This is a genomic window from Enterobacter sp. MGH 33 (assembly GCF_000534535.1).
Lineage (GTDB): Bacteria > Pseudomonadota > Gammaproteobacteria > Enterobacterales > Enterobacteriaceae > Enterobacter > Enterobacter hormaechei_C.
The window spans coordinates 1,271,499-1,297,704 of sequence record NZ_KI973212.1 but is presented as its reverse complement, the minus strand read 5'-3'; the positions used below and the strand labels follow the sequence as shown (position 1 = coordinate 1,297,704).

25 protein-coding genes are annotated in these 26,206 nt (G+C 56.1%); 6 read left to right on the top strand and 19 right to left on the bottom strand.

From position 1 onward, the window contains the following. Positions 1-43: 43 nt before the first annotated feature. The 5 genes from malZ to phoB form a co-directional block, all read right to left on the bottom strand. Positions 44-1,861: a maltodextrin glucosidase gene (gene malZ, locus L379_RS17845; protein ID WP_032652690.1), complete on the bottom strand. Its 1,818-nt coding sequence runs from the start codon at positions 1,859-1,861 to the stop codon at positions 44-46. A gap of 163 nt (positions 1,862-2,024) precedes the next feature. Then, complete coding sequence (proY, locus tag L379_RS17850; RefSeq protein WP_017383160.1) at positions 2,025-3,398, bottom strand: proline-specific permease ProY; 1,374 nt, start codon at positions 3,396-3,398, stop codon at positions 2,025-2,027. 81 nt (positions 3,399-3,479) lie between these two features. Next, entirely contained in the window at positions 3,480-4,799 is a 1,320-nt protein-coding gene (brnQ, locus tag L379_RS17855) for a branched-chain amino acid transporter carrier protein BrnQ (protein WP_003859118.1), read from the bottom strand. Positions 4,800-5,208: 409 nt separating this feature from the next. Further along, positions 5,209-6,504, bottom strand: a complete 1,296-nt coding sequence (phoR, locus tag L379_RS17860) for a phosphate regulon sensor histidine kinase PhoR (RefSeq protein WP_023303180.1) — start codon at positions 6,502-6,504, stop codon at positions 5,209-5,211. A 21-nt stretch (positions 6,505-6,525) separates the two neighbouring features. After that, positions 6,526-7,215 (bottom strand): phosphate response regulator transcription factor PhoB, encoded by a 690-nt coding sequence (gene phoB / locus L379_RS17865; protein ID WP_003859122.1) that lies wholly within the window; start codon positions 7,213-7,215, stop codon positions 6,526-6,528. Positions 7,216-7,402: 187 nt separating this feature from the next. Between phoB and sbcD the strand changes: the two genes are divergently transcribed. Both sbcD and sbcC read left to right on the top strand, forming a co-directional pair. Next, the gene (gene sbcD / locus L379_RS17870) at positions 7,403-8,608 is read left to right on the top strand and encodes an exonuclease subunit SbcD (protein WP_017694432.1); all 1,206 of its coding nucleotides are present in this window, start codon (positions 7,403-7,405) and stop codon (positions 8,606-8,608) included. Continuing rightward, the gene (gene sbcC / locus L379_RS17875; RefSeq protein ID WP_032652687.1) at positions 8,605-11,736 is read left to right on the top strand and encodes an exonuclease subunit SbcC; all 3,132 of its coding nucleotides are present in this window, start codon (positions 8,605-8,607) and stop codon (positions 11,734-11,736) included. The genes sbcD and sbcC overlap by 4 nt, the downstream gene beginning before the upstream one ends. An 83-nt stretch (positions 11,737-11,819) precedes the next feature. Here sbcC and mak read toward each other — a convergent pair whose 3' ends face one another. Beyond that, the gene (gene mak / locus L379_RS17880) at positions 11,820-12,725 is read right to left on the bottom strand and encodes a fructokinase (protein WP_017694434.1); all 906 of its coding nucleotides are present in this window, start codon (positions 12,723-12,725) and stop codon (positions 11,820-11,822) included. Positions 12,726-12,848: 123 nt separating this feature from the next. Here mak and rdgC point away from each other — a divergent pair, with 123 nt between their 5' ends. Then, a complete protein-coding gene (gene rdgC / locus L379_RS17885) occupies positions 12,849-13,763 on the top strand; it encodes a recombination-associated protein RdgC (protein ID WP_006809928.1) in 915 nt (304 codons plus the stop codon). Positions 13,764-13,810: 47 nt separating this feature from the next. Here rdgC and ppnP read toward each other — a convergent pair whose 3' ends face one another. From ppnP to L379_RS17910, 5 genes are all read right to left on the bottom strand, one after another. After that, a complete protein-coding gene (ppnP, locus tag L379_RS17890; protein WP_003859131.1) occupies positions 13,811-14,098 on the bottom strand; it encodes a pyrimidine/purine nucleoside phosphorylase in 288 nt (95 codons plus the stop codon). 71 nt (positions 14,099-14,169) lie between these two features. Continuing rightward, positions 14,170-14,847: an AroM family protein gene (locus L379_RS17895; RefSeq protein WP_003859133.1), complete on the bottom strand. Its 678-nt coding sequence runs from the start codon at positions 14,845-14,847 to the stop codon at positions 14,170-14,172. Positions 14,848-15,083: 236 nt separating this feature from the next. After that, on the bottom strand, positions 15,084-15,275 hold the full coding sequence (yaiA, locus tag L379_RS17900) for a protein YaiA (RefSeq protein WP_003859135.1): 192 nt from the start codon (positions 15,273-15,275) through the stop codon (positions 15,084-15,086). A 44-nt stretch (positions 15,276-15,319) separates the two neighbouring features. Next, complete coding sequence (aroL, locus tag L379_RS17905) at positions 15,320-15,844, bottom strand: shikimate kinase AroL (protein WP_017383154.1); 525 nt, start codon at positions 15,842-15,844, stop codon at positions 15,320-15,322. Between the two features lie 144 nt (positions 15,845-15,988). After that, entirely contained in the window at positions 15,989-16,447 is a 459-nt protein-coding gene (locus L379_RS17910) for a YaiI/YqxD family protein (RefSeq protein ID WP_003859141.1), read from the bottom strand. Positions 16,448-16,544: 97 nt separating this feature from the next. Here L379_RS17910 and proC point away from each other — a divergent pair, with 97 nt between their 5' ends. After that, a complete protein-coding gene (gene proC / locus L379_RS17915; protein WP_032652685.1) occupies positions 16,545-17,354 on the top strand; it encodes a pyrroline-5-carboxylate reductase in 810 nt (269 codons plus the stop codon). A gap of 16 nt (positions 17,355-17,370) precedes the next feature. Here the strand turns inward: proC and adrA are convergent, their stop codons facing one another. From adrA to L379_RS17940, 5 genes are all read right to left on the bottom strand, one after another. After that, the gene (gene adrA / locus L379_RS17920) at positions 17,371-18,474 is read right to left on the bottom strand and encodes a diguanylate cyclase AdrA (RefSeq protein ID WP_015571315.1); all 1,104 of its coding nucleotides are present in this window, start codon (positions 18,472-18,474) and stop codon (positions 17,371-17,373) included. A gap of 102 nt (positions 18,475-18,576) precedes the next feature. Then, on the bottom strand, positions 18,577-18,897 hold the full coding sequence (psiF, locus tag L379_RS17925) for a phosphate starvation-inducible protein PsiF (RefSeq protein ID WP_015571316.1): 321 nt from the start codon (positions 18,895-18,897) through the stop codon (positions 18,577-18,579). 294 nt (positions 18,898-19,191) lie between these two features. Next, positions 19,192-19,452 (bottom strand): anti-adapter protein IraP, encoded by a 261-nt coding sequence (iraP, locus tag L379_RS17930; RefSeq protein WP_003859148.1) that lies wholly within the window; start codon positions 19,450-19,452, stop codon positions 19,192-19,194. Between the two features lie 208 nt (positions 19,453-19,660). After that, a complete protein-coding gene (locus L379_RS17935; RefSeq protein WP_015571317.1) occupies positions 19,661-20,875 on the bottom strand; it encodes a multidrug efflux MFS transporter in 1,215 nt (404 codons plus the stop codon). Between the two features lie 169 nt (positions 20,876-21,044). Then, positions 21,045-21,728 carry an extensin-like domain-containing protein gene (locus L379_RS17940; protein ID WP_032647385.1) on the bottom strand — a complete coding sequence of 228 codons (684 nt, stop codon included), beginning with the start codon at positions 21,726-21,728 and terminating at the stop codon, positions 21,045-21,047. Positions 21,729-21,831: 103 nt separating this feature from the next. Between L379_RS17940 and ddlA the strand changes: the two genes are divergently transcribed. Beyond that, the gene (gene ddlA / locus L379_RS17945) at positions 21,832-22,929 is read left to right on the top strand and encodes a D-alanine--D-alanine ligase (protein ID WP_017383150.1); all 1,098 of its coding nucleotides are present in this window, start codon (positions 21,832-21,834) and stop codon (positions 22,927-22,929) included. Positions 22,930-22,932: 3 nt separating this feature from the next. On the opposite strand, the gene L379_RS17950 is transcribed toward ddlA, so the two are convergent. Beyond that, entirely contained in the window at positions 22,933-23,154 is a 222-nt protein-coding gene (locus L379_RS17950; RefSeq protein WP_015571318.1) for a DUF2754 domain-containing protein, read from the bottom strand. Positions 23,155-23,401: 247 nt separating this feature from the next. Here L379_RS17950 and L379_RS17955 point away from each other — a divergent pair, with 247 nt between their 5' ends. Then, positions 23,402-23,704, top strand: a complete 303-nt coding sequence (locus L379_RS17955) for a DUF2755 family protein (RefSeq protein WP_003859159.1) — start codon at positions 23,402-23,404, stop codon at positions 23,702-23,704. Here L379_RS17955 and L379_RS17960 read toward each other — a convergent pair whose 3' ends face one another. Beyond that, positions 23,705-24,802 carry a DUF1615 domain-containing protein gene (locus L379_RS17960; RefSeq protein WP_017383149.1) on the bottom strand — a complete coding sequence of 366 codons (1,098 nt, stop codon included), beginning with the start codon at positions 24,800-24,802 and terminating at the stop codon, positions 23,705-23,707. A gap of 12 nt (positions 24,803-24,814) precedes the next feature. Then, positions 24,815-26,035: a peptide antibiotic transporter SbmA gene (sbmA, locus tag L379_RS17965; protein ID WP_032652682.1), complete on the bottom strand. Its 1,221-nt coding sequence runs from the start codon at positions 26,033-26,035 to the stop codon at positions 24,815-24,817. Positions 26,036-26,206 lie beyond the last annotated feature (171 nt).

Below are 26,206 nucleotides of genomic sequence, written 5' to 3'. Positions count from 1 at the left end.
GCATTTGCGCCATCTTAAAAGGTGAAAACTATTCTGCCTGCGCTTAGCTGCCGAACCAGACCGCAGCGGAGATCGCGGGCAGCGTGAGCACGCTCTCCTGGAACGTCGCTTTACCCTCTTTGCTCTTCCACGTTTTACCGGCCAGCAGCGGTGAATCTTCCAGCACCACTTCACACGCCTCGCCCCGGTTGATCGCCACCAGTACGCGCTGCTGGTTATAGACGCGGACAAAGACCACTACGTTATCGTGGGCGTACATCACCTGGCAGCCCCCGTAGCGCAGGGCCTGACTCTGCCTGCGCAGCGTCGCCATACGCTGGTACAGGCTGAACAGATCCTGATCCTGTTTTTCACTCTCCCACGGGAAGGTTTTACGGCAGAACGGATCGTTATTCCCCTCCAGCCCCACTTCATCGCCATAGTAGATGCAGGGTACGCCCGGCCAGGTAAAGAGCCAGGTCACCGCCAGCGGCAGACGCGCCACATCTTTACCCAGCAATGATCTAAAGCGCGCGGTATCATGGCTGTCGAGCTGGTTAAACATCCGCAGCTGCTGCTGATGCGACAGGCCAGCGCGATAGTTTTCCATCCACGCCATGCAGGTTTCGGCGTCAATATGCTGCGGATCGTAAGAGATATCGGTGTTAGCGAGGAAACCCCACAGCGGGAAGGTGAAGCCGCGATAGTTCATCGCCGCGTCTTCTGCATCAGCCTGCAACCACTGACGCGCGTCGCCAAAGTGCTCCCCGAAGACGAATGCTTCCGATCGGGCCGCTTTTGCCGACCGGGTAATGGCGGCGACATGCTGAAGGTTATTCCGCGCGCCGCCCGCTTCACCGAGCATATGCACCACGTCCAGCCGCCAGCCGTCCATGTTCCACGGCGCTTTCAGCCAGTGGCGCACGATGCTGTCGTCGCCGCCGTAGATCTCATTCACCAGCGATGGCGACTGGAAATCGAGCTTCGGCAGGCTCGGGTAGCCCAGCCAGTCCAGGGCGCGGCCATTCTCATCAAAACTGTACCAGTCACGCTGAGGTGAGTCCGGATTATGGCATGCGCCGCTCATCGACTGATTATGACGGTCAAACCACGCGTGAGAATCACCGCTGTGATTGAACACGCCATCAAGGATCAGGCGCATACCCTCTTTTTGCGTGTTGTGCCGCAGCCGCAGCAGCGCCTCGTCACCGCCAAACTGCTCGTCAACGTGGCGGTAGTCCTGCGTATCGTATTTGTGCACGCTTGGCGCTTTAAACACCGGGTTCAGGTACAGCGCCGTCACGCCGAGCGTTTTCAGGTACGGCAGTTTTTCGCTGATACCGTCGAGATCTCCGCCGTAAAAGGTCGATCCCCCCGCCTGGGCGGTCAGCGGCTCGTCCCATTTTTTCAGAATGATGTCGTGACCGACCGCATGATGGTAATAAACCTTATCCTGATCGGCGGTGCGCTTTTCGCTGCGCGCAAAGCGGTCCGGGAAAATCTGGTAAAAGACCTGATCGTTAACCCACTGCGGGCCGTTATCCGGGTGATCCACGGCAAACTGCTCCAGCCGGGCCGGAGGAAAACGGCTGAAGCCCTGCGGGGTAAACCACAGCTGCCGGTTGTTCCACAGCAGCTTGAAGCCGTAGCGGCGACGCGGCTGCCCGCTGAGCAAATCGATATTTGCCCGCCACGCCGTGACGCCCGGCTGCGGCTGGCTGCGCACTTTGTGCATTTTCAGCGACGTTTCTTCGTTATCCACTTCGGCGCGCAGGGTCACACGTTCAGGCTGATTGTCCCCTGCCAGCCAGAGCGTAATCACAAGGTTGTCTTTGTTTTGCTTAACAAATGGGGCAACCGGAAGGTGCCAGGCGTTTAACATCACGAATCCCCTTTGATGAAATTGACGTCACCTTGCCACAGGGTGATTAAAGATAGCTCATCGTGTTCGGGATTATTGGGGGAGGAGAACGGAGGAGGAGATTTTTTCCAGGGCAAAAGGGAGTGTAGGCCGGGTAAGCGCAGCGCCACCCGGCATTTTTACCTTACTGTGCTTCCGCCAGCTGACGATCGCGGCGACATTTAAACATCCAGCCCACCAGCAGCAGGACGATCCACGCGAAGCCCACGTACAGAGAAATACGGGTATCCGGGTGATAACCAATCAGGCCAATGATGAAGACCAGGAAGATGAGACCGACAATGGTCGTTGGCACGCCGCCCGGCACTTTAAACTTCAGCGCTTTGGCCTCTTCTGGCGACAGGCGGCGACGGAACGCAATCTGCGACAGCAGGATCATGATCCACACCCACACCGTCGCAAAGGTCGCCAGTGACGCAATCACCAGGAAGACGTTCTCCGGCATGATGTAATTCAGGTAAACCGAGAACAGCAGCGCCACGGTCATGACCAGCACCGTTACCCACGGGGTGCCGCGACGCGACGTTTTGGCAAACACCTTCGGCGCACTGCCCTGCTCCGCCATGCCGTGCAGCATACGACCCACGCCGAACACGTCACTGTTGATGGCCGACAGCGAGGCAGTCAGCACCACAAAGTTGAGAATGCTGGCGGCAAACGCAATGCCCATATGCTGGAAAGTCAGGACAAATGGGCTGCCGTTGGTGCCCACCTGGTTCCACGGGTAGATGGACATAATCACAAACAACGTGCCCACGTAAAACACCAGGATACGCATCGGCACCGAGTTGATGGCGCGCGGAATGGACTTCTCCGGATCTTTCGCTTCCCCGGCGGTGATGCCGATAATCTCAATACCGCCATAGGCGAACATGACCATCTGAAGCGACATGACCATCCCGAGCCAGCCGTTGCTGAAGAAGCCGCCGTTGCTCCACAGGTTATGGATGCCGGTTGGCTGCCCACCGTTGCCGATACCCCAGATGATGATGCCGAAACCAGCGAGGATCATGATGATAATGGTCGCGACCTTGAAGAAGGAGAACCAGAACTCCAGCTCGCCAAACACCTTCACGCTCATCAGGTTGACGGCGCAGATGATCAGCACCACGCTCAGTACCCAGATCCAGTGCGGCACGGCGGGGAACCAGACCCCCATATAGATGCCAAACGCCGTCACATCGGCAATGGCGACAATCAGAATTTCGAAGCAGTAGGTCCAGCCGGTGATAAACCCGGCCAGCGGGCCTAAGTTTTCTTGTGCGTAGCGGGAGAAGGAACTGGCAGAGGGGTTGTGAACCGACATCTCCCCCAGCGCACGCATGATGATATAGGCCGCCACGCCGCCGATGATGTAGGCCAGCAGAACGCTTGGACCGGCCATTTTGATGGCATCTGCCGAGCCATAAAAAAGACCGGTGCCGATAGCCGAGCCCAGCGCCATAAAGCGGATGTGGCGGGTGCTCAATCCACGTTTAAGTTTGTTAGTGCTTTCCATTAAAATCTTGCCATTCAACACGAAAAAAACAAAAAACCACGGGGCCTTAAGCCCCGTGGTTAAACAATTTGTTGCCGTTGATTAATGGGCGTTGGATGTCACCTGACGCCCTGCCGCACGGTCCCAGATAATCGCCAGAACCAGCGCTACAACGGAAGGCATCAGCCAGGCCAGGCCCTGCTCGGACAGCGGCAGACGCTGTGTCCAGGCTGGCAGGATTTCTGCAAATGCTGATGCTTTGATCCCGTCAAGGATACCAAAAATCAGGCTGATAAACATGGCCGGCGCAATAATTCGCGTCGAGTTATGCCACCACGGGCGGGTGAAGCTCAGCACCACCAGCACGATACATGGCGGATAGATTGCCGTCAGCACCGGAATTGACACCTGAATCAGGTGGCTCAGACCGAGGTTTGACACCGCCATGGAGAAGATGCCGAGGATAAACACCAGCGTGCGGTAAGAGAGCGGCAGATACTGAGCGAAGAACTCCGCGCAGGCGCAGGTCAGACCCACCGCCGTCACCAGACAGGCCAGGAAAATCAGCGCCGCCAGCAGCATGCTGCCTGCACCACCAAAGGTATGCTGCACGTAAGCATGCAGGATCGCCGCGCCGTTTGCGCTCTGATCGACCAGCGTTGCGCTATCTGAACCCAGACGGAACAGCGCCAGATACAGCAGCGTCAGGCCGACACCGGCCATCAGGCCAGCCCAGATGGTGTAGCGAGTCAGCAGGCGCGCTTCGGTCACCCCGCGGGAACGCGCGGCGTTAACGATAACGATACCAAACACCATCGCACCGAGCGTATCCATTGTCAGATAGCCGTTCACGAAACCGTTTGAGAACGCCGCGTTCTGATAAGCGTCCATCGCGGAGCTGATGGGCCCCGCAGGCCAGACGATGGCCGCAACCGCCAGCACGATCAGCGCCACAATTTTCAGCGGAGCCAGGAAGTTACCCACGGTATCCAGCAGTTTGCCGGGATAGAGAGAAACCAGAATCACGATGGCGAAGTAAATGAGGCTGTAAATAAACAGCGGCATCGCGCCGTCACCGGTCAGCGGGGCGATACCCACTTCAAAGGAGACGGTCGCCGTACGCGGGGTCGCGAACAGCGGGCCAACGGCCAGATAGCAGACGGTTGCCAGCAGAACGCCAGCCACTTTGCCAATCGGGGTGCTGAGGCTGTCCACACCGCCACCGACTTTCGCCAGCGCGATAACGGTCAGTACCGGCAGGCCCACGGCAGTAAGCAGGAAGCCAAACGCAGCCGTCCAGACGTGTTCACCCGCCTGTAAGCCAACCATTGGAGGAAAAATGATGTTACCTGCGCCAACGAACAGCGCAAATGTCATAAAGCCCAGCGCGATAATGTCACGCGATTTCAAGTGATGGGTCATAAAACCTTACTGCCTGTGGATGTGGTGTTGAATACGTTGAGATTTTCGCCATCCCTCACGGGACGAAACAGCGGAAAATTTGCTCAATTTCAGCGGGATATGCTCCCGTCCTGGCGTGGCGAAGAATAGTTTTTCGATTTACCACGCAAATACAGTCGGTCTGACAGTATATGGGGGGCAATTTAAACGCTTATAACGTTTAAAGGCAAGAAGGGATCGTAAAACCAGAACAATATGCCAGCATGAAAATGCAGACCAACATAATATGCCATGTATAAGAAAAACTCATGGCTAATCATGCGAACAAAAAAGCACCAACCGTATAATATTCATCCGCGTTTCGCTTGACTGCAAAGCAAACGGGCCAGCATTCGCTGGCCCGTGGAAAGGTAGCCTGACACATCTGCCGTCAGGCGCTCTTTTTGGCAATTAATCGTTCCGGAATCACGAAGCTAAAGCGCGTGCCCTTCCCGAGGGTGCTTTCGATATTGAGCCGGCTTTCGTGGTGGCTGACGGCATGCTTCACAATTGCCAGCCCCAGTCCGCTCCCGCCGGTCTGCCGCGAGCGCGCCTTATCCACCCGGTAGAACCGTTCGGTGAGACGCGGGAGGTGTTCAGGCCCAATCCCCGGTCCGTTATCCTCGACGCTAAACTCAGCGCCCGCCGGGGTATGCTGCCAGCGCACCGCGATATGCGTTCCTTTCGGAGTATGATTCACGGCGTTATAGACCAGGTTTGAGATAGCGCTTCGCAGCTCATCTTCACTGCCGAGCACTTTCAGCGTGTTATCAACGTCAAAACTCAGGGTGTGCTGATTATGACTCAGCGTTTGGGCTTCGCGCTCCACCACCCGCAACATCATCGGCACATCAATGATGTCGTTTAGCGCCAGCGACGGGGCAGCCTCAATTTTTGAAAGCGTCAGCAGCTGTTTGACCAGCCCTTCCATGCGGAACGTCTGCTCCCGCATGGTATGCAGCGCTTTCTCACGCGGCGGCCCCTCAAGCGTTTGCTCCTGCATCATCTCCAGGTAGCCCTGAAGCACCGTCAACGGCGTACGCAGCTCGTGGCTGACGTTGGCAAAGAAGTTACGTCTCGCGCCCTCAAGCTGGTGCATCTGGGTAACGTCCCGCGCCACCATCAGCCACTGCCGATCGCTGTAGGGCATCACGCGGATTTCCAGATGGCGACCGTTATTGAGCTTCAGATTGTGCGGGCGCGAAAAATCCCGCTTTTTCAGATACAGCGTGAACTCGGGATAACGCAGAAGGTTCAGGATGTTCTGACCATTATCATCCGGCCAGCGCAGGCCCAGTAGCTGTTGCGCGAGGCCATTACACCAGAAGATTGTCCCTTCTTCTGTCGTCAGGATCACCGCGTCCGGCAGCGACTCCGCACCGCTGCGAAAGCGTTTGATCAGGCTTCCCAGCTCACGACGGCGCTTTTTGTTACGCATCTGCATCTGGTGCAGGCCGTAGAGTAGCGGTTCCCAGCTCCCGCTTCCCGGCGGGGGTGTCATACTTCTGTCGACCCACAGCCACCAGGAGAGACGCAGTAAATTCCAGAAATGCCAGACGAGCAATCCCGTCACGGCCACCAGTAAAAACCACGGCAGATAGCCAAAGATAGCCCCCAGAATGAGGGCCGGAATACAACATAAGATCAGTTCAAAGACGAGCCTTTTCCATGACAGACGTTCCAGCACGCGTCACACTCCTGTCATTGTTCAGAAACGGGTCGAGAAACGATAACCCGTGCCGCGGACCGTCTGTACCATGCGATCGTGGCCGCTCAGTTCCAGTGCTTTACGCAGGCGGCGAATATGGACGTCAACCGTTCGGTCTTCGACATAGACGTTAGTTCCCCAGACGTTATTCAGCAACTGTTCGCGGCTGTAAACGCGCTCCGGGTGGGTCATAAAGAAGTGCAGGAGTTTAAATTCGGTCGGTCCCATATCGAGGGGATTTTCACCGGTCATGACCCGGTGTGAGGTAGGATCCAGGCTCAGCCCCTGCATCTCAATCACCTCTTCCACCGCCATCGGTGAAATACGGCGCATCACGGCTTTGATACGCGCCACCAGCTCTTTCGGGGAGAACGGTTTAGTGATGTAATCGTCCGCGCCGGTTTCCAGACCGCGCACGCGATCCTCTTCCTCGCCGCGCGCCGTCAGCATTACCACCGGGATATCGCGGGTCATCGCCTCGCGTTTGATATGCTTGATAAACTGCAATCCGGAACCGCCAGGCAGCATCCAGTCCAGCAGGATCAGATCGGGCCAGGGTTCATTCAGCTGGTTCACCGCGCTGTCATAATCTTCCGCTTCAACCGGCTGGAAGCCATTTTGTTCAAGCACGAAGCACACCATTTCACGGATCGGAGCTTCATCTTCTACGACCAGAATACGTCTCGCCATACTTTGCCCTGTCTTATCGTATTTAAGTTACAAGTCTGTAATGCGGCGTCATTATGCGTCAGATTTATGACAGATTTATGAAAAACATTACCACTATAAATAGCAAACTGTTGTTTTATTACAGCGGTTATTTTCCGTTCCCCGAACGTTTATAATCCTGCTTTCTTATTATTACCACGGATCTTTTATGCGCATACTTCACACCTCAGACTGGCACCTGGGTCAAAATTTTTACAGCAAAAGCCGCGCCGCGGAACATGAAGCGTTCCTGAACTGGCTGCTGGAGACGGCTCAGGCTCACGAGGTGGACGCGATTATTGTGGCGGGCGACATTTTTGATACCGGATCGCCGCCGAGCTATGCGCGTGAGCTGTACAACCGTTTTGTGGTCAACCTCCAGCAAACCGGTTGTCACCTGGTGATTGTCGCCGGAAACCATGACTCGGTGGCGACGCTGAATGAATCCCGCGATATTCTGGCGTTCCTCAATACCACCGTGGTGGCCAGCGCCGGACACGCGCCGCAGATCCTGAAAAAACGCGACGGCACGCCGGGCGCAGTGCTGTGCCCAATTCCGTTTTTACGCCCGCGCGATATCGTGCAAAGCCAGGCAGGTCTGTCCGGCAGCGAAAAACAGCAGCATCTGTTGCAGGCCATCACCCGCTATTATCACCAGCAACATACGGAAGCCTGCGCCCTGCGCGGCGATCAGGCCATTCCGATCATTGCCACCGGGCACCTCACCACCGTCGGAGCCAGTAAGAGTGATGCGGTGCGCGAGATCTATATCGGTACGCTGGACGCGTTTCCGGCGCAAAACTTCCCCCCCGCCGACTACATTGCCCTCGGGCATATTCACCGGGCGCAGATCATCGGCGGCTGCGAGCATATCCGCTACTGCGGCTCGCCCATTTCGCTCAGTTTTGACGAAACGGGCAAGGCCAAATCCGTGCATCTGGTGAGCTTCACCGGAGGCAAACTCAGCGCCGTTGAGACGCTTGAGGTGCCGGTCACCCAGCCGCTGGCGGTGCTGAAAGGCGATCTGGCCGCCATTACCGCTCAGCTTGAGCAGTGGCGCGGCGCAGCGCTTAATCCCCCCGTCTGGCTCGATATCGAAATCACCACCGACGACTACCTGTACGATATGCAGCGTAAAATACAGACGCTGACGGAAGACCTTCCCGTGGAGGTGCTGCTGGTACGCCGCAGCCGCGAGCAGCGCGAGAAAATACTGCTCAACGCCCAGCGTGAAACGCTTAGTGAACTTCGGGTTGAAGAGGTGTTCGCGCGGCGGCTTGCGCATGAAGAGGTGGACGAGGCCAGACGCACCAGGCTTAACGAGCTGTTTGCCCAGACCCTGCATTCCCTCCATGACGAGGACGAAAACGCATGAAAATTCTGAGCCTGCGCCTGAAAAATCTGAATTCGCTAAAGGGTGAGTGGAAAATTGATTTCACCGCGGAGCCGTTCGCCAGCAACGGGCTGTTTGCCATCACCGGCGCAACCGGCGCGGGTAAAACCACGCTGCTGGATGCCATCTGCCTGGCGCTTTACCACGAAACGCCGCGTCTTAATAAGGTCTCTCAGGCGCAAAACGACCTGATGACGCGCGATACCGCCGAATGCCTGGCGGAAGTAGAATTTGAGGTCAAAGGCGTTGCTTATCGCGCTTTCTGGAGCCAGAACCGCGCCCGCAACCAGCCGGACGGGAACTTACAGGCACCGCGCGTTGAGCTGGCCCGCTGCGAAGACGGCAAAATTCTGGCCGACAAAGTCACGGATAAGCTGGAACAAACCGCCGCGCTTACCGGGCTGGACTATGGTCGCTTTACCCGTTCGATGTTGCTCTCTCAGGGGCAGTTTGCCGCCTTCCTGAATGCTAAACCGAGCGATCGCGCTGAGCTGCTGGAAGAACTGACCGGCACGGAAATTTACGGCCAGATTTCCGCCATGGTTTTCGAAAAACACAAAGCGGCACGTAACGCGCTGGAGATGTGCGAAGCGCAGGCCGCAGGGGTTGTGCTGCTGAGCGAGGAACAGCAGCAGCACTTGCAGCAAAGTTTGCAGGCACTTACTGACGAAGAAAAAGTCCTGCTGGCACAGCAGCAAAGCCAACAGAAAGATTTTCAGTGGCTTACGCGTAACGACGAACTGATACGTGAGCAGCAGCGTGCAGCTGCTTCGCAGCAGCAGGCGCAACAGGCTCTGACGGACGCCGCGCCCCAACTGGCGAAGCTCAAGCTGGCGCAGCCCGCCGCCCAGCTACGTCCGCTATGGGAGTATCAGCAGGAGCAGACCACCCGCCTGGCGCAGACAACAGAGCGAATTGTTGAAGTAAATACTCGCTTACTCGACAGAGCGGTGCAGCGCTCGCGTATTCGCAACGGTGCACTGCGCAACCGTGAACAGTTGCAGACAGAGCACAAGGTACTGACGCAGTGGCTGACCGAACACGATCGTTTCCGTCAGTGGGGGCAGGAAATTGCCGGCTGGCGGGCGCATTTTACGCAACTGGGTCGCGATAAAAATCAGCTTGTTGCCCAGTCAGCGCGCATGGCTGAGCTTCGTCAGAAGCTGGCTGAGATGCCTGAAAGTACGTTGACGCTGACGGCTGAGGATCTCGCGACGGCAATGGAGCAACAGGCACAATCGCGGGCGCTCCGCCAGCGTCTGACAGCGCTTCACGCTCGCTTTCAGCCGCTGCAAAAACGGCTGCGCCAGAATGCGGAAAGCGTGCAGAAAGCGCAGGCTGAGCAGGCTAAGCTCAATGAAACGCTGATCCTGCGGCGTCAGCAGTTCAAAGAGAAAAATCAGCACTATGCCGACCTGAAAGCGCTCTGTGAGCGTGAGGCGACAATCAAGGATCTTGAGAACTATCGTGCACAGCTCGAAGCGGGTAAGCCTTGCCCGCTCTGCGGTTCACGCGAACATCCGGCAGTTGTGCAGTATCAGGCGCTTGAACTGACTGACAATCAGCGCCGCCGCGACGCGCTGGAGAAAGAGGTTGCCGCGCTAAAAGAGGAAGGATTGCTGGTGCTCGGGCAGGTGAATGCGCTGACCCAACAGATCCAGCGCGAGACAGAGGAAGCACAGGCTCTCTCTGAGGAAGAGCAAGCACTTACTAAGGAGTGGCTGGAGGTCTGCGCCTCCCTGAACATAGCGCTGAATATTCAGGATGATATAGCCCCCTGGATGAGCGAACAGGAACAGTATGAACGCCAGCTGTATCAGCTCAGCCAGCGTCTGACGCTGCAAAACCAGCTCAATGAACAGGAAGGTCAGGCGCGCCAGTACCAGCAGCAGCTGACGGCGACGCGTCAGGCGCTGGCGGCCTCGTTACAATCGCTGTCGCTTAGCGTGCCCGATGAAGGGGCTGAAAGCGCCTGGCTGAGCGCGCGCGAAAGCGAATATACCCTGTGGCAGGAAAAACAGGCCCAGCACGGTACGATTCAGGAGGGTATTAACGCCCTGATGCCCATTCTGGAGACGCTGCCGGTTACCAATGATGCAGAAGCCGACGCGGTTATCCCTGAGAACTGGCGCGGCATCCACGACGAATGCGTGTCGCTGCAAAGTCAGCTCACCACCCTACAGCAACAGGAGACGCTTGAGCGTGAACGGCTCCAGCAATCACAGGCTCAGTTCAACGCCGCGCTGACCGCGAGCTGCTTTGCCGATCGGGAAGCATTTCTCTCCGCCCTGCTGGATGAAACGTCGATCCGCCAGCTTGAACAACAAAAGCAGACGCTGGAGAACCAGCTCCAGCAGGCCACGGCGCTTTCGGTGCAGGCAAGCATGCAGCTTCAGGCGCATCAGGCACAGCGCCCCGAGGGGCTGGAAACAGATGCCGCAACGCTTCAGGCGCAGTTACACCAGCTGGCGCAACAGCTTCGGGACAACACCACGCATCAGGGGGAGATCCGCCAGCAGCTCAAACAGGACGCCGATAACCGTCTGCACCAGCAGGCGCTTATGCAGCAGATTGAGGAGGCGGCGCGTCAGGCCGACGACTGGGGCTATCTCAACGCGCTGATAGGCTCCAGCACCGGCGATAAATTCCGTAAATTCGCCCAGGGGCTGACGCTGGATAATCTGGTGTGGCTTGCCAACCAGCAGCTCAACCGTCTGCATGGCCGCTATCTGCTTCAGCGTAAAGCCAGCGACGCGCTGGAGCTGGAAGTGGTCGATACCTGGCAGGCCGATGCGGTACGCGATACCCGTACCCTTTCCGGCGGGGAGAGTTTCCTGGTCAGTCTGGCGCTGGCTTTAGCGCTTTCCGATCTGGTCAGTCACAAAACGCGCATTGACTCGCTGTTCCTGGATGAAGGATTCGGCACGCTCGACAGCGAAACGCTGGACACCGCGCTGGACGCGCTCGACGCGCTGAACGCCACCGGGAAAACCATTGGCGTGATCAGCCACGTAGAGGCAATGAAAGAGCGCATTCCGGTGCAGATCAAAGTGAAGAAGATCAACGGGCTGGGATATAGCAGGCTGGACAGGGAGTTTGCGGTGCAGTAAATGGGGGGATGATGCGCTCTGGTGCCCTCACCCTGGCCCTCTCCCACGGGGAGAGGGCACAAACATCAAAAACGGTTTTGCGTTTATTCCGGCCAGAGCCACGCCGCGCCGCGCACTCCGCTGGAATCTCCGTGGACGGCTTTGCGGATCGGCGTTTCGCACTCGCCGCCAAATACCCACTGTTTCACCAGCGTTGGCACCGTGGCGTACAGCCGGTCGACGTTGCTCATGCCGCCGCCCAGTACAATCACGTCGGGATCAAGAATATTGATCACATGCGCCAGTGACTTAGCCAGCCGCATTTCGTAGCGGCTGAGCGCCAGTTCAGCCACCGGATCCTGCTCCTCAACCAGACGCATAATCTCGTTACCTTTCAGCGGCTGACCGCTCAGACGATGATAATCGGTGGCAAACCCCGTGCCGGAAATAAAGGTCTCAATACAGCCCTGCTTGCCACAGTAGCACGGTACTTCGGCGCGGTATTTGAGTTCATCTTCATCCATCCACGGCAACGGATTGTGTCCCCACTCGCCCGCGGTGCCGTTGCCGCCAATATGCGAGCGCCCACCGAACGCCACGCCCGCCCCGCAGCCGGTGCCGATAATGACCGCAAATACGGTCTGCGCGCCAGCCGCTGCGCCATCCACGGCCTCAGACACCGCAAGGCAGTTAGCGTCATTCGCCAGACGCACCTCCCGGTTCAGGCGTTCGCTTAAGTCTTTATCAAACGGCTGACCGTTGAGCCAGGTGGAGTTGGCGTTTTTCACCACGCCGGTATACGGCGAAATGGAGCCGGGGATCCCCATCCCGACCGTGCCCGTCTCGCCCGTTGCCTGCTCTGCCATATCGACCAGGCGGGCAATCGTCTCTATGGTCTGGTGATAATCATCGCGCGGCGTAGGCAGACGGTGGCGAAACAGTTGCTCCCCCTGCTCGCTCAGCGCAATAACTTCTGTTTTGGTGCCGCCCAAATCAATCCCAATACGCACAAGACACTCCTCATTATTTTGATTATCAACAGAGTAGAAGCCCGCTTCCCGATTAGCAATGCAAGCGATGCGACAATTCGTTATCATGCCCGCTGATTTAACGACAAGGCCGTGGAAATTATCATGCTGTGGTTCAAAAATTTGATGGTTTACCGTCTCAGCCGCGACGTTTCGCTGCGTGCAGAAGAGATGGAAAAACAGTTAGCCGCTTACTCCTTTACCCCTTGCGGTAGCCAAGATATGGCAAAAACCGGCTGGGTTCCGCCAATGGGTTCTCAAAGCGATGCGCTGACCCACGCCAGCAGCACGGGGCAAATCATCGTTTGCGCCCGTAAAGAAGAGAAGATCCTGCCGACGCCCGTGGTTAAGCAGGCGCTCGAAGCGAAGATCTTCAAGCTGGAAGCTGAACAGGGCCGTAAGCTTAAAAAAACCGAAAAAGATTCGCTGAAGGATGAAGTGCTGCACTCGCTGCTGCCGCGCGCTTTTAGCCGCTTTAGCCAGACCATGATGTGGATCGACACTGTTAACGGGCTGATCATGGTGGACTGCGCCAGCGCCAAAAAAGCGGAAGATACGCTGGCGCTGCTGCGTAAGAGCCTTGGCTCATTACCGGTGGTACCGCTGGCGCTGGAAACGCCGATTGAGCTGACCCTGACCGAGTGGGTGCGCAGCGGGACTGCCGCGCAGGGCTTCCAGATCCTTGATGAAGCAGAGCTGAAAGCGCTGCTGGAAGATGGCGGCGTGATCCGCGCGAAGAAACAGGATCTGGTGAGCGACGAAATCGCCGTGCACATTGAAGCGGGCAAAGTGGTGACCAAACTGGCACTCGACTGGCAGCAGCGCATTCAGTTTGTGATGTGTGATGACGGCTCCGTGAAGCGCCTTAAGTTCTGCGATGAACTGCGCGATCAGAACGAAGATATCGACCGCGAAGATTATGCTCAGCGCTTTGACGCAGACTTTATCCTGATGACCGGCGAGCTGGCGGCGCTGATTCAGAACCTGGTGGAAGGTCTCGGCGGCGAAGCGCAGCGCTGACAGGCAAAACGTAGGCCGGGTAAGCGAATGCGCCACCCGGCATGCTTTTATTTCAGATAGCGGCACAGATAAGAGGTTGGCTCTGCAACCTGTAAATGGAACTCGCTGTGGCCCGGCACGTTGAAGACCTGCCCGGCACTATAGACTTTCCACTCCGTTTCACCCGGCAGCAGGACGTTCAGCGCGCCGCTGACCACCGTCATCTCTTCCGCTTCTGCGGTGCCAAAGGTGTATTCCCCTTCCGCCATTACGCCGACACTGGCGCGGCCAGTGCTGCTGCTGGTAAAACCAATGGATTTCACTTTACCGGAAAAGTATTCGTTACTTTGAAGCATGAACTGGCCCTTATATTTATTGAGAAAAATCCACTATAGGGGCCATGCTCATGACCTGTCACGCAAAATCATTACACCAGTAATTCTGACGCCAGGCGCGCCATCAGGACGTTAGAGAGCAGCACCGGAACATCCAGCGCCTTTTGCAGTAAATCACGATGCCGCTGATGGAAGCCCAGGCAGTCGAGCATCAGGACATCCGCCCCTCTGTCGATCAACTCCTGCCCGGCCGCAATCAGCTTCGCTTCGCTGTCCCAGAACGGGTTTGCCAGCGCGTACAGCGGGGTGTGCTCCAGCGCGGCCCACTTCACCGTCTGGTTATCCAGCAGTTCCTCAACGGGAACGATGACCCCAACCTGATGACCATCAACAATTGAGGCCACCAGCGGGGGGATAATCCGCATCGGTTCGAGCAGAATGGCATTACGCGCGCTGAGGCCTTTAACGGGTGCCGTGCTCATCAGCAAAATAACGTCATAGTCCTGATTGTCGAGCACTTCGATCACGCCCTGTAGCGCGCGTTCGATTTTCTGGCGCGACACATGCGCCAGTTTACCGTCACTGAGTAACGTTGCCAGGGGATCTTCCCCCTCTCCGACCGCGTAGTCTTCCATGACCTCTTCCCGACTGAGCTTCCCTAACAGACTGAGATGCGTAATTTGTTGTTCAGAGACATGCTCGGTTAAGAGCGGTAATACTTCGCTTACAGGCACCACACCAATCGTGAGGATCGCCAACGTCGCCTTCATTTTGATCGCCTTCCGTTACTACCACAACTGCCACATAAGTACAGGCTCACTACGCTGCACTGTTCATTTTTTCAACAAAACAGCACCAAGGGTAGCAGGGGATCTCTACACCGTAATGTAAAGATCGACTGGCCTTTCCGAATCCACCTGTAATAACTAAATATTAACTGCTGCTTAACATCAGCGATATGTTAAAAGTGTGATTCAGGCACGGTTGTAACGAATTCGGATTCCTGTCAGGACTTCTCAGGATCCTCATAGCGCCGTTTCGCATCCAGCGCTTCCTGTTCGGTTTCATGTTCGCTGATCAGCGAATCAGGTTTAGGGTGATCGGCACGCAGCTGGTACCAGGTTACGGTCTGATCGCCGTTACCTTTTTCAACGGTAACGATGCGGGCTTCACGTGGATAGGGAGGTCTGGTTGGCATAGCTCATCCTTTTTTTATGTCTGAGCTATGAGTATAGACGGCTGTTAGCTGGCGCAAGCCAAACGCAGGGCGGTAATAATCTGAATCGCAACTTTCTCGGGTGACGCCGACGCATCCACAACGTGGTGTGCCGCCTCACGGTACAGTGCATCGCGTTCGGCGAGGACGTCGCTGACCTCTTCACTCAGCGGTTTCGCGGTCAGCGCCGGGCGCTGTCCCTCTTCCGGAAACGCCTCCAGCCGCCCCACCAGCGTAGAGACCGGGGCACAGAGGTAGATCACGACACCCTTTTCGCGCATAAACTGGCGGTTATACGGTGCCAGAATAATGCCCCCACCGGTCGCGATCACGGTTGACGGCGCGGTCACCGCTTCCAGCGTGGCCGTTTCACGCGCACGAAAGCTCTCCCAACCCTCATCTTCAACGATATCGGCGATGGTCTTACCGGCATTCTCCTGGAGCCAGTGGTCAGTATCGACAAACTGACTCTGGCACAGACGCGCCAGCTCCAGACCAACGGTGGTTTTCCCACAGCCGCGAGGGCCAACTAAAAAGATGGGTGGGTTCATAACCAGGTGTTCCCCTTGCTGCCGGATAACTGAAGGCTGTAAAGAAATGATTGCAGTAGATGTTGCGCTAACTTTACTGCAAAGCGGTACGGAATGACAAGCCTGTGGAAGCCACACTGTACCACAAAACCGCCCGGAGGTGGGCTACGCCGGGCGGCGCTTCACTTCCAGCAGCCATTTATCCAGCTCGGCGGCAAACTGCTGGCGATCGCGCTGCGACAGGCTGTCCGGCCCACCGGTTTGCACGCCGCTGGAACGAAGCGTATCCATAAAATCACGCATGGTGAGCTTCTCGCGGATCGTTGCCGGCGAATAGCGTTCTCCGCGCGGGTTCAGCGCCGCCGCCCCTTTCGCCAGTACATCGGCAGCCAGCGGGATATCCGCGGTGATCACCAGATCTCCTGCGTCACACAGGCGTACTATCTCGTTATCCGCCACGTCAAACCCGGCCGGAACGCGCAGAGAACGGATGTATCTGGAGGGCGGCACGCGGATATTCTGGTTCGCCACCAGCGTCAGCGGCATCTGCACGCGCTCGGCAGCACGAAATAAAATCTCTTTGATGACATTCGGACACGCGTCCGCATCAACCCAAATCGCCATAGTCTCTCCCCATTATGATTCTGGTGACTATTGTCGCCTGCATTTCGTTGTTAAGCTATCAATGAGAGATAACAACGCATAATAACGGAGAGACGTGATGGATAAGAAAATCGGGTTTATCGGCTGCGGAAATATGGGCAAAGCTATCCTCGGCGGACTGATTGCCAGCGGGCAGGTGCTGCCGGGGCAGATTTGGGTCTATACCCCATCCCCGGATAAAGTCGCGGCGCTGCGTGATGAGTATGGTGTCAACGCTGCCGAAAGCGCACAGGACGTGGCTCAGGTGGCGGATATTGTCTTTGGCGCCGTTAAGCCGAATATCATGATTAAAGTCCTGAGCGAGATCACCTCCAGCCTTAACAAAGAGACCCTGGTGGTATCGATTGCCGCAGGCGTGACCCTCGATCAGCTCGCCCGCGCGCTGGGCCACGACCGTAAGATTGTTCGCGCCATGCCAAACACCCCGTCGCTGGTGAATGCCGGTATGACATCCGTTACCCCGAACGCGCTGGTCACATCTGAAGACGTGGCGGATGTACTGAATATTTTCCGCTGCTTCGGCGAAGCGGAAGTGATTGCCGAACCGATGATCCACCCGGTAGTCGGCGTGAGCGGCTCTGCCCCGGCGTATGTCTTTATGTTTATCGAAGCCATGGCCGATGCCGCCGTACTGGGTGGAATGCCGCGCGCGCAGGCCTACAAATTCGCAGCGCAGGCGGTGATGGGTTCGGCCAAAATGGTGCTGGAAACGGGTAAACATCCGGGCGAACTGAAAGATATGGTGTGCTCACCGGGGGGCACAACCATTGAAGCCGTGCGCGTGCTGGAAGATCGCGGGTTCCGCTCCGCCGTGATCGGGGCGATGGAAAAATGCATGGAAAAATCAGAGAAGCTCAGTAAGTCCTGATGCGCTACGCCGGGCGTCAGGCGGCCACTTCGGTGCGGCCCCGTCCGGCATTTTTGGCTTTATAGAGGGCCACGTCCGCCGCCTTTAGCCATTCACGATAGTGGGTGAACTGCGCCCCCCAGGGGGCAACCCCAACGCTGATACACAACCTCGCCATAGGTGCTCCGTGCAGCGGCATGTTGACCAGCCGTTCGTGGACGCGCGACATCGCTGCAATCGCGCTGTCGGCAGGCGTGCCGGACATGATCACCGCGAACTCATCCCCGCCAAAACGGCCAATATAATCGCCTGAGCGCAGGGTCAGCTGAAGCTGGCGCGTGATGGCGACAATCGCTTCATCCCCCACGTCATGCCCCCAGGTGTCGTTGATCGTCTTGAAGTGATCGATATCGATGAGCAGTATCGTCGCCTGTCGATGGCTGCGACGGCAGGCCTCAAATTCGTTACGCAGCAGCGTTTCCCAGTGACGGCGATTGAACACGCCGGTCATTCCGTCGCGGGTACTCATCAGCTCAAGCCGACGCTTATGCTCTGCCAGACGGATCGCCGTGCGGTGGCTGAGCCAGGCAAACAGTATGGGATAGACCACCAGCACGGGGAGCGTCAGCCACAACGCCAGCGGTTCAGAGGTCAATACCACAGGAGTACCCATGGATTGCACGGTCAACAGGGCAGACAGGGCAAGTAGCGCGAGTCCTGTCAGAAATAACCGACATCCCCCCGATCCCATCATATTCATGCCAATCATCACGATCAGCGCCGCCGTTGGTAGCGCATTGAACCCTGTTAGCCCCATCCAGACACCGGCAATAATGGCATCGATTTTCAGATTAACAATTTCACTGCTGTGGGGTTCAGCAGAACGAAAAGCCAGCTGCCAGGCCAGATGGGGCCAGACAAAGACCCAGCCCACCAGCAATAACCACCAGACGCCGGAAAGAAACTGGCTCACCAGAACGCTGGCAAGCGGAACAAATAGCGCCGCCAGACCAACGATGCGTGCCAGCCGTATTCGCCGGGCAAATCGCAGACCGGAACGGTATGAATCATCCTGAGAAAGCTGCTGGTGCCACGCTTCCCGAATGTTCTCGTGATTGTCATAAAACTCATCATTCATCATTTTTGGGAATATTCTGAAACATTTTCCCAAATTATAGAGAGGGGGGTAGCGGGGAAAGTATGAAATTTTGGGTGAGCCACAGCCGTGACTCACCCGTTAGCACTACGCCTGTTTTTTGAGGCACGCGCTCATAAACTTGCTGCGATCGTCGCCTTTCAGCATCTGCTGTGTCGCCTGGGCGTTGCACTCACGCATTTTTTGCTGCTGTGGGGTCAGGCTTTTTTCACCGGGTTTAGCCGCACCATTTTTAAGGCAGTCGCTCATGTACGTTTTACGGGCATCCCCTTTCAGGCTTTGCGATGTCGCCTGTTGGTTACAGGTCGTCATGCGCTGCTGCTGGGGCGTTAACGTTTTCTCTTCCGCGTGTGCTGAGGCGATCAGACACAGGCCAGAGAGCAGGGTAACCAGTATTGTTGTTTTCATTGCACCATCCTTTATGTGAAGTTCCACGTTAAGTCTGGCTCGTTACGGGAAAAAAACCACCCTGCGACTCTGATTTTCGCCGGGCTCTGCGGTTATTTCAGCCCTGTATCGGCACAATATTCATTAACCGGTTTGGCCGGGTGGGAGGCGGTAATTAATAACAGAAATTATGCGGTGAAAGGTGTGCTCTGTCTCAATTTAATTTTCCCTGCATAAATGTGTAAAAATAAAAACAGAGCGACGCCAGGCATCCTGCATGACAATTCTGTGACACGTCATTTCACCTCAGGCAGGTTAGCTGCGAGGATGCCTTAAAAGCTTCTTTACGTATTGCTGAAGCAGCTCCGCATCTTCCGCAGGCACCTGGGAATCAGGACGCGCTTTTTCCAGCGCACCTTCAACGTTGTCGATCAACGCCTCCTGCTCCGGTTTTGCCATCTGTCGCAGCAGCGCCGTCACAACGATTTCCAGCGCCTCGACCTGGGCAACCAGCTCTTTCGACTCTTCTTCCTTTTGGGCAAGCTTAACCAACAACTCAGCAATGAGATTTTTCATGGTGCTATTTCCTTATGTGATTTCCCCTGAAATTAACACCCTCTCTGAATAATGAAAAGCATGGATTAGCTTTATCTTATGCAAAAGTGACATCGCTGCCAAAAAAGATATTTCAGCGCGAAAGCGAAACGTTTTCCTGAAAGAAAGGCGCCGCATTTCGTTATATAAAAATGCGGCGTTCATAAGAATAAATAATATATTATCGTGTTTACCGGGCCGACTTTGCCTCAGCGATTCGCCTGCGGCGTCGCAAGGCAAAGGCCAGTTGAATAATATTCAGCAGGACTACCACCGCCGTCGCGGCAAATACCCAGCGGAAACCCGCCATCGCCGAGACCGAGGCGCCGATAAGCGGGCCCGCTACGTTGCCTAAATACATGAACGACTGGTTGTAGCCAAAAATGCGGCCGGTTACCTGGTCACTGGAATATTTCACCAGCAGCGTCTGAACAGCGGGCAGCATGGCGCCATCTGCGAAGCCAAGCAGGAAGCGCAGGATGCCGAGCTGAAGAGGTGTGGTGACGAATGACATGGCAAAGAAAAGGATCACTGCAATGATGAGCGTTGCCATCAGAATACGTGCCGTACCGATCCTGTCGCCCAGTTTCCCCAGACGCGGAGCAGACATCAGCGCCGACACGCCCGGCACCGCGGCAATCATCCCGCTCAGAAAAGCAATGTTGCTGCTGTCCGGCGCCATCGACTTGATAAACAGCGCCAGAATCGGCCCTACCGAACCGTTACAGAGCTGGATCACCATCGTCGTCACAAAGAGGCTAATCATCAGGCCAGGATAAGGCAGCGAGGCGAAAACCGCTTTTCCGCTCAGGCGTTCGGATTTACTGACAACAGGCCGCCCGCCCTCTTTAATCAGAAAAAGGGTGACCAGAAAGCTGATCGTTAGCAGGATCGCGGTAATGATAAAGACCGCACGCAGCCCGACATGGTCCGCCAGGAAGCCGCCGAGCAGCGGGCCGCCAATGACCCCGCTGATCTGGGCCGTGGAAAGCGTGCTGAGCGCCCAGCCGCTTCGCTCACGCGGTACCTGTGAGGCCACCAGCGCCATGGCATTCGGAATGTAACCGGAGGTCAGCCCCATTATCGCCCGCAGAATAAATAGCTGCCAGACGTTGGTGGCGAAGGCCTGGAGCAAAATGGCTATCGCCATCCCCAGCGAGGCGCGGAGCAGCATCAACTTGCGCCCCTTGCGATCCGCCAGGCTGCCCCACATCGGCGACACAATGGCGGAGACCAGAAACGTCACGCTGAACGTCAGGCCGGACCACATCGAGAGCGCTTCATGGGAAGTCACTCCCAGCTGCGACACATACAGCGGCAGGAAGGGCAATATTTGGCTGATAGCCAGTCCGGTGAAGAAGCAGCCGAACCAGACTGAAATGAGATTAACTTTCCAGGATTCCATAACAGAAATAGTCTTCATTTTTAGGCGAATTCGCCGACAGATTAGCAAGTTACGCGCAATGACATAGCGCCAGAGATGCGGCCTTGCAGACTTTGGTGTTTTATCTTCCCAGTCATCATATTTGTGAAATAAGTCACAATTTATCCAATTTTTGGCGGAAGATTATGCTTCATCGACATAATCCATAGCCGCGCATCCCCAGATGGAAATGGTTGGCATGGGCGGCATTATAGTCCGGCCCCAGACCGTTACCGTAATAGCCACAGCTTGCCGAGAGCAGGGCCTGTAGCCAGGGCTGCGTCTTTTCCGCTTTCCAGCCGTTCAGGACGGTAACGCGCTGTCCATTTGCCAGCCTGAAAGCGCTGATATCCAGCGCATCCGCCGTGGCATGTTCGCTGCGCCGCGCATCCGGGCGGCTGTAGATATTGCGGCAGGCGAAGCTGCCCAGATGTTCAATACGCGTAAGCTCGCTTCCGGTCCAGGTTTTGGTGAGCGGTCGGGCCTGCTGGCTGACAAACAGCGCAGAACTTAACGCCAGCGGACAACTGGCCAGAAAGCTGCTGTTCAGGCTCACCGGGCCAAAATCGCGCACGCGCACCACGTTACTCAGCGGACACTCACCGGCGCTGTCAGCGACAGACTGGGTACGGATAAGCTGGCGTTGATTCGCCTGCGCTAACAGGCTTTCGCATGCCTGCGGTGTTAAACGTCGAAGTTTAAACTGGGTTATTTTTCCGGGCGGATCGTCAAGCGTAAGCGGCACGAAAGGATTGTAATACGGCGGCAACCAGCGGTAGCCCACCGTGGCGATCCCGGCAATAACAATAAGAATAAGCAGACCTTTTCCTTTCACGCGCCCCCCTTCAGCATCCCCAAAACATTATGGCAGAAGGCCGCGAAACCCGCCGGGCATCGTGGTATGTTATGGGCTTTTCGTCAGACTGGAAGAGAGTGAGATGGCAAAGCAGCGCGTAGGTATTGTCTTTGGGGGAAAATCGGCAGAGCACGAGGTGTCATTGCAATCGGCTAAAAATATCGTTGATGCGATTGATAAAAGCCGTTTCGACGTGGTGCTGCTGGGCATTGATAAACAGGGCCAGTGGCATGTTAACGATGCCAGCCAGTATCTGTTACACGCTGACGATCCGGCGCACATTGCCCTTAATCCTTCTGATGTCAGCGTCGCAACGGTTCCAGGCGTGGAACAGGGACAGCTTATCGATGCCGGGAACGCGCAGGCGCTGGCACAGATTGACGTAGTGTTCCCTATCGTTCACGGCACGCTGGGCGAAGACGGCTCCCTGCAAGGCATGTTGCGGATGGCGAACCTGCCATTTGTCGGTTCCGATGTGCTGGGCTCTGCCGCCTGCATGGATAAAGACGTCACAAAACGTCTCCTGCGCGACGCCGGTCTGAATATTGCGCCGTTCGTGACGCTCACTCGCGCCAACCGCGATAAACACAGCTTCGCGCAGATCCAGGCGCAACTCGGCCTGCCGCTGTTTGTGAAACCGGCGAATCAGGGCTCGTCCGTCGGCGTCAGCAAAGTCACCAGCGAAGCGCAGTTTAACGATGCCGTTCGTCTGGCCTTTGAATTTGACCATAAGGTGGTGGTTGAGCAGGGAATTAACGGTCGTGAAATTGAGTGCGCCGTACTGGGCAACGACTTCCCGCAGGCGAGTACCTGTGGTGAAGTGGTACTGAATAGTGACTTCTATTCCTACGACACCAAATATATTGACGACAAAGGTGCCCAGGTTGTGGTTCCCGCCGCGCTCGATCCTGACGTTAACGACAAGATCCGGGCGATCGCCGTTGAAGCCTATCAGGCGCTGGGATGCTGTGGGATGGCGCGCGTCGACGTGTTTCTGACGCCGGATAACGAGGTGGTGATTAACGAAATCAACACTCTGCCGGGCTTTACCAATATCAGCATGTACCCGAAGCTGTGGCAGGCCAGCGGGATAAGCTATCCGGAACTGATCACCCGCCTGATTGAACTGGCGCTGGAACGTCACGCCGCTGACAGCGCCCTGAAAAGTTCCGTTAACTAACGGTTAGTCAGCTTTCTCTGCCGTCGTCGTCTCATCGGGACGACGGCGGATAATAAATCCCGCCAGCCAGAAACTGATTACCCAGGTTACCAGCCCAACCGCATAGGTTTGCCAGCCTTTCGCTTCAAATCCCAGCAGCCCGACAACACCGTTGAGAATAAAGATCAGCCCGATCGCAAAGGCGTAGTAATGCCAGTCACGGCGTAATTTGGAAGTGAGCTTCATGACAACTCCGGCAGAAAAAAACTATCCTCTCACAGTTTGATAATGGCGTCTGTGGCGGATACGTAAATTCTGAAATGCAGCGCAGTTTCACTTATGTTATCAATTTGTGACGTGATGCAGAAATCGACAATCCAGGAGAAATCCTGAGCCGAATTTCCCACGATTCTGATATTGACAAATGCTATGACCTGTCACACTCACCCTGTACGACGCGTATTAAAACAGAGTGATATTTTCGGGAGGTCTTATGGCAGACTTTACATTGTCGAAACCGATTTTTGGCGGAAAACAACCAAAAACCTCCACGGCGGGGAATATTGCCTATGCCCTGTTTGTTCTGTTTTGTTTCTGGGCAGGAACCCAACTGCTGAATATGCTGGTGCATGCCCCTGGCGTGTATGAGCATCTGATGCAGGTGCAGGATACAGGCCGCCCGCGCGTTGAAATCGGTTTAGGCGTGAGCACCGTATTTGGACTCATTCCCTTCCTCGCGGGCAGCATGGTTCTGGGCGTGATTGCCCTTGTCCTGCGCTGGCGCAACCGCCACTGATTACAGTCCCATACAGCGTGCCCGACGATCGTCAACGCGTTTCGCGAACCAGGCGGTCGTCAGGTTACGCGTGATCTTCGGGCTTTCCAGCTGAATGCCTGGCAGAATGGCTCTGGGTAATGCCTTTCCACTTTTCTTCTCGGCCAGCGCAAAGACCTGCTTATACAGATCCGTTTTCTCAAACGCCAGGCTGTCGCCCTTCTCCAGCTGTCGGCGAATGTCGCTGTTGCTCATCTCCAGCTTCGTCGAGAGTTTTCGCACCGCACGTTCGGTGGTCCCGGCCTCACTGCTGCCGTAAGCAATGAGATCGCCGTCCAAAGCGAGCTTCACACCGCTGGCGCGGCTTACCGCATTCTGGAAGGCTGCATTTCGGCTGGCATACCAGCCCGCGTTAAAGTCGGCAAAGCGATACAGCGGTTTATCGTAGTTGGCCGGATAATTCAGCAGGTGATACGTCCCAAACCACAGCCCACCGCGCAGGGAGAAGACCTCCTGACGTACCGTACCGTCGATATCCCACGGATAGCCGTCGGTATGCTTTTCCGCAAATGCGATACTGACCTGCATCGGACCGCCGGTATGCACCGGATTCAGTGAGCCAAACAGCTTCTGTCCCATCGGCACCATATTGATGAAATCATCGAAAATGGCGCTAAGCTGTTTCTCGGTTTTCACCGTATCCAGCCGTTCACTGTAGCTTTTACCGTTTGGCGAGGTGATTTTAAGGGCGGTATGCACCAGGAAAACCGGGATATGCATCGATTCGGCCCGGCGGTCGATCTCCTTCCAGGCGATTTTGTTCAGGCCAGGCACTACAGGATCTGACTGATACATCGATTCCTGCTGCGCCACCGCGAGCACCGAGCAGATATTCTCCTCGGTAGGCGCGATCTTCTGGCTTTTGAAGGTCGCTGCCAGCGCATCAGCCCACTCACTGCGATCCTTCACGCTGGCGGGCATCTTTTGCCGCACCACGCTCGCCACATCAACGGGCTTCTCCCCTTCTTTGAGCGGGGCAGCCCCTTTTTCGGCACAGCCCGCCAGCACAAAAGCGGCGAGTAACGTCAGCGGTAATGCACGTGGTACGGCAAATGGCATAGCAATTCCTTTTTAACCTAATGTATGGGTGACTTCCTGCACGTCCTTATCGTCCAGCTCACGCTCGAAACTGCGTAAACGTTTGTAGATGGACATCAGCTCCACCAGCGTAGTCCAGGAGCTGATCAGATACTGGAACGAACCGCGAACCTGACCAAAGACGTTGGTGATTTGGGTCATCAGACCGAGCGTAATCGTACCCGCAACGATGGACGGGAACAGCAGGAACAACCCGAAAACGTTATCAACCTGAAGATAAAGAATGCGCGCGATATTGAAATACATGTAATGGAAATAGAGGCGGAAATAGTTACGACGTACGGCGCCAAACAGCTCACGCACGGTAGGCGGTGACGCACGGTTGGCATCGTCTTCGCCATACACCAGTTCTTTACGGTAGGCCGCTTCCACGCGCTGGTTTTTAAACTCCAGCCCCGGCAGCTTGATCCCCACCACCGCCAGCAGCCCCGTTCCCATCAGCGACCAGACAATCGCAGCAATCACCAGGCCGTATGGCAGATGGCCGACAATCGGCAGCTCCGGAACGTGCGACGAGAGCGTCACCAGCACCGGCAGGAAGGCGATCAGCGTCATGATGGCGTTGATAAAGCTCACGCCCATATCTTCCAGAGTAGAGGCAAAACGCATGGTGTCTTCCTGCACACGCTGTGCGGCACCTTCGATATGCCGCAGGTGCTGCCAGTGCGCCATATAGTGTTCGTTCATCGCGGTACGCCAGCGGAATACATAGTGGCTGACGAAAAAGTTATTCATCACGCCAATCACCACGGCGATAAGGGCGATGCCGAGGAAGATCCCCACCTCATGGTAGAACTGGTTAATGGTCACTTTATGCGGCGAACTCAGCGCCGTCTGGATCAGATCGTAAAACGGCGCATACCAGGCGTTGACCGCTACGCCCACCTCCACCAGGAACCAGGTGACAAAGATGATTAACGACGTGCCGAGAATCGACCAGTATTGCCAGCGGTGAGGAGAATAGACGAACCAGAACATGGCAAAAAGCCCTACGCAGAGCACGTAATAAGCGTAGAAAAGCAGATAGCTCATGGACCAGAAGCGCGCTGCGCTAATGGGAATGTCGCCCGTTGCCCCCGTAAGACGGATCAGCCACGCGCCGCCACCGGCCTGCCAGAAAATGACAGCCAGCAGTGCCCAAATAAATGCCGACAGGAAAAAGGGCCCCGGCTTTGGGAAAAAAGACTTAAACATTGTGCTTCCTTCTTGTTGTTATGGCTGTTGCTGTGTTCAACATATCGCCACACGAAACCTTGCCTGTGCCAGCCTCCCGGCTCAGGCAAAAAAGTGAGACCTGCGGGTGAATTATTAGTTCGCTTCACAGTTTTCAGGAATTGTTTCGGTGCGTTTCATTCGCAACAGCGA

Excerpts from the sequence above, each read along its gene's own strand:
- L379_RS17960 (WP_017383149.1), bottom strand. The coding sequence starts at position 24,802 with ATGCCATTTGCCGTACCACGTGCATTACCGCTGACGTTACTCGCCGCT.
- proY (WP_017383160.1), bottom strand. The coding sequence starts at position 3,398 with ATGGAAAGCACTAACAAACTTAAACGTGGATTGAGCACCCGCCACATC.
- sbmA (WP_032652682.1), bottom strand. The coding sequence starts at position 26,035 with ATGTTTAAGTCTTTTTTCCCAAAGCCGGGGCCCTTTTTCCTGTCGGCA.
- L379_RS17950 (WP_015571318.1), bottom strand. The coding sequence starts at position 23,154 with ATGAAGCTCACTTCCAAATTACGCCGTGACTGGCATTACTACGCCTTT.
- L379_RS17955 (WP_003859159.1), top strand. The coding sequence starts at position 23,402 with ATGGCAGACTTTACATTGTCGAAACCGATTTTTGGCGGAAAACAACCA.
- psiF (WP_015571316.1), bottom strand. The coding sequence starts at position 18,897 with ATGAAAACAACAATACTGGTTACCCTGCTCTCTGGCCTGTGTCTGATC.
- sbcD (WP_017694432.1), top strand. The coding sequence starts at position 7,403 with ATGCGCATACTTCACACCTCAGACTGGCACCTGGGTCAAAATTTTTAC.
- ddlA (WP_017383150.1), top strand. The coding sequence starts at position 21,832 with ATGGCAAAGCAGCGCGTAGGTATTGTCTTTGGGGGAAAATCGGCAGAG.
- sbcC (WP_032652687.1), top strand. The coding sequence starts at position 8,605 with ATGAAAATTCTGAGCCTGCGCCTGAAAAATCTGAATTCGCTAAAGGGT.
- adrA (WP_015571315.1), bottom strand. The coding sequence starts at position 18,474 with ATGATGAATGATGAGTTTTATGACAATCACGAGAACATTCGGGAAGCG.
- L379_RS17935 (WP_015571317.1), bottom strand. The coding sequence starts at position 20,875 with ATGGAATCCTGGAAAGTTAATCTCATTTCAGTCTGGTTCGGCTGCTTC.
- proC (WP_032652685.1), top strand. The coding sequence starts at position 16,545 with ATGGATAAGAAAATCGGGTTTATCGGCTGCGGAAATATGGGCAAAGCT.
- ppnP (WP_003859131.1), bottom strand. The coding sequence starts at position 14,098 with ATGCTTCAAAGTAACGAATACTTTTCCGGTAAAGTGAAATCCATTGGT.
- malZ (WP_032652690.1), bottom strand. The coding sequence starts at position 1,861 with ATGTTAAACGCCTGGCACCTTCCGGTTGCCCCATTTGTTAAGCAAAAC.
- phoB (WP_003859122.1), bottom strand. The coding sequence starts at position 7,215 with ATGGCGAGACGTATTCTGGTCGTAGAAGATGAAGCTCCGATCCGTGAA.
- iraP (WP_003859148.1), bottom strand. The coding sequence starts at position 19,452 with ATGAAAAATCTCATTGCTGAGTTGTTGGTTAAGCTTGCCCAAAAGGAA.
- yaiA (WP_003859135.1), bottom strand. The coding sequence starts at position 15,275 with ATGCCAACCAGACCTCCCTATCCACGTGAAGCCCGCATCGTTACCGTT.
- aroL (WP_017383154.1), bottom strand. The coding sequence starts at position 15,844 with ATGAACCCACCCATCTTTTTAGTTGGCCCTCGCGGCTGTGGGAAAACC.
- brnQ (WP_003859118.1), bottom strand. The coding sequence starts at position 4,799 with ATGACCCATCACTTGAAATCGCGTGACATTATCGCGCTGGGCTTTATG.
- L379_RS17910 (WP_003859141.1), bottom strand. The coding sequence starts at position 16,447 with ATGGCGATTTGGGTTGATGCGGACGCGTGTCCGAATGTCATCAAAGAG.
- rdgC (WP_006809928.1), top strand. The coding sequence starts at position 12,849 with ATGCTGTGGTTCAAAAATTTGATGGTTTACCGTCTCAGCCGCGACGTT.
- L379_RS17895 (WP_003859133.1), bottom strand. The coding sequence starts at position 14,847 with ATGAAGGCGACGTTGGCGATCCTCACGATTGGTGTGGTGCCTGTAAGC.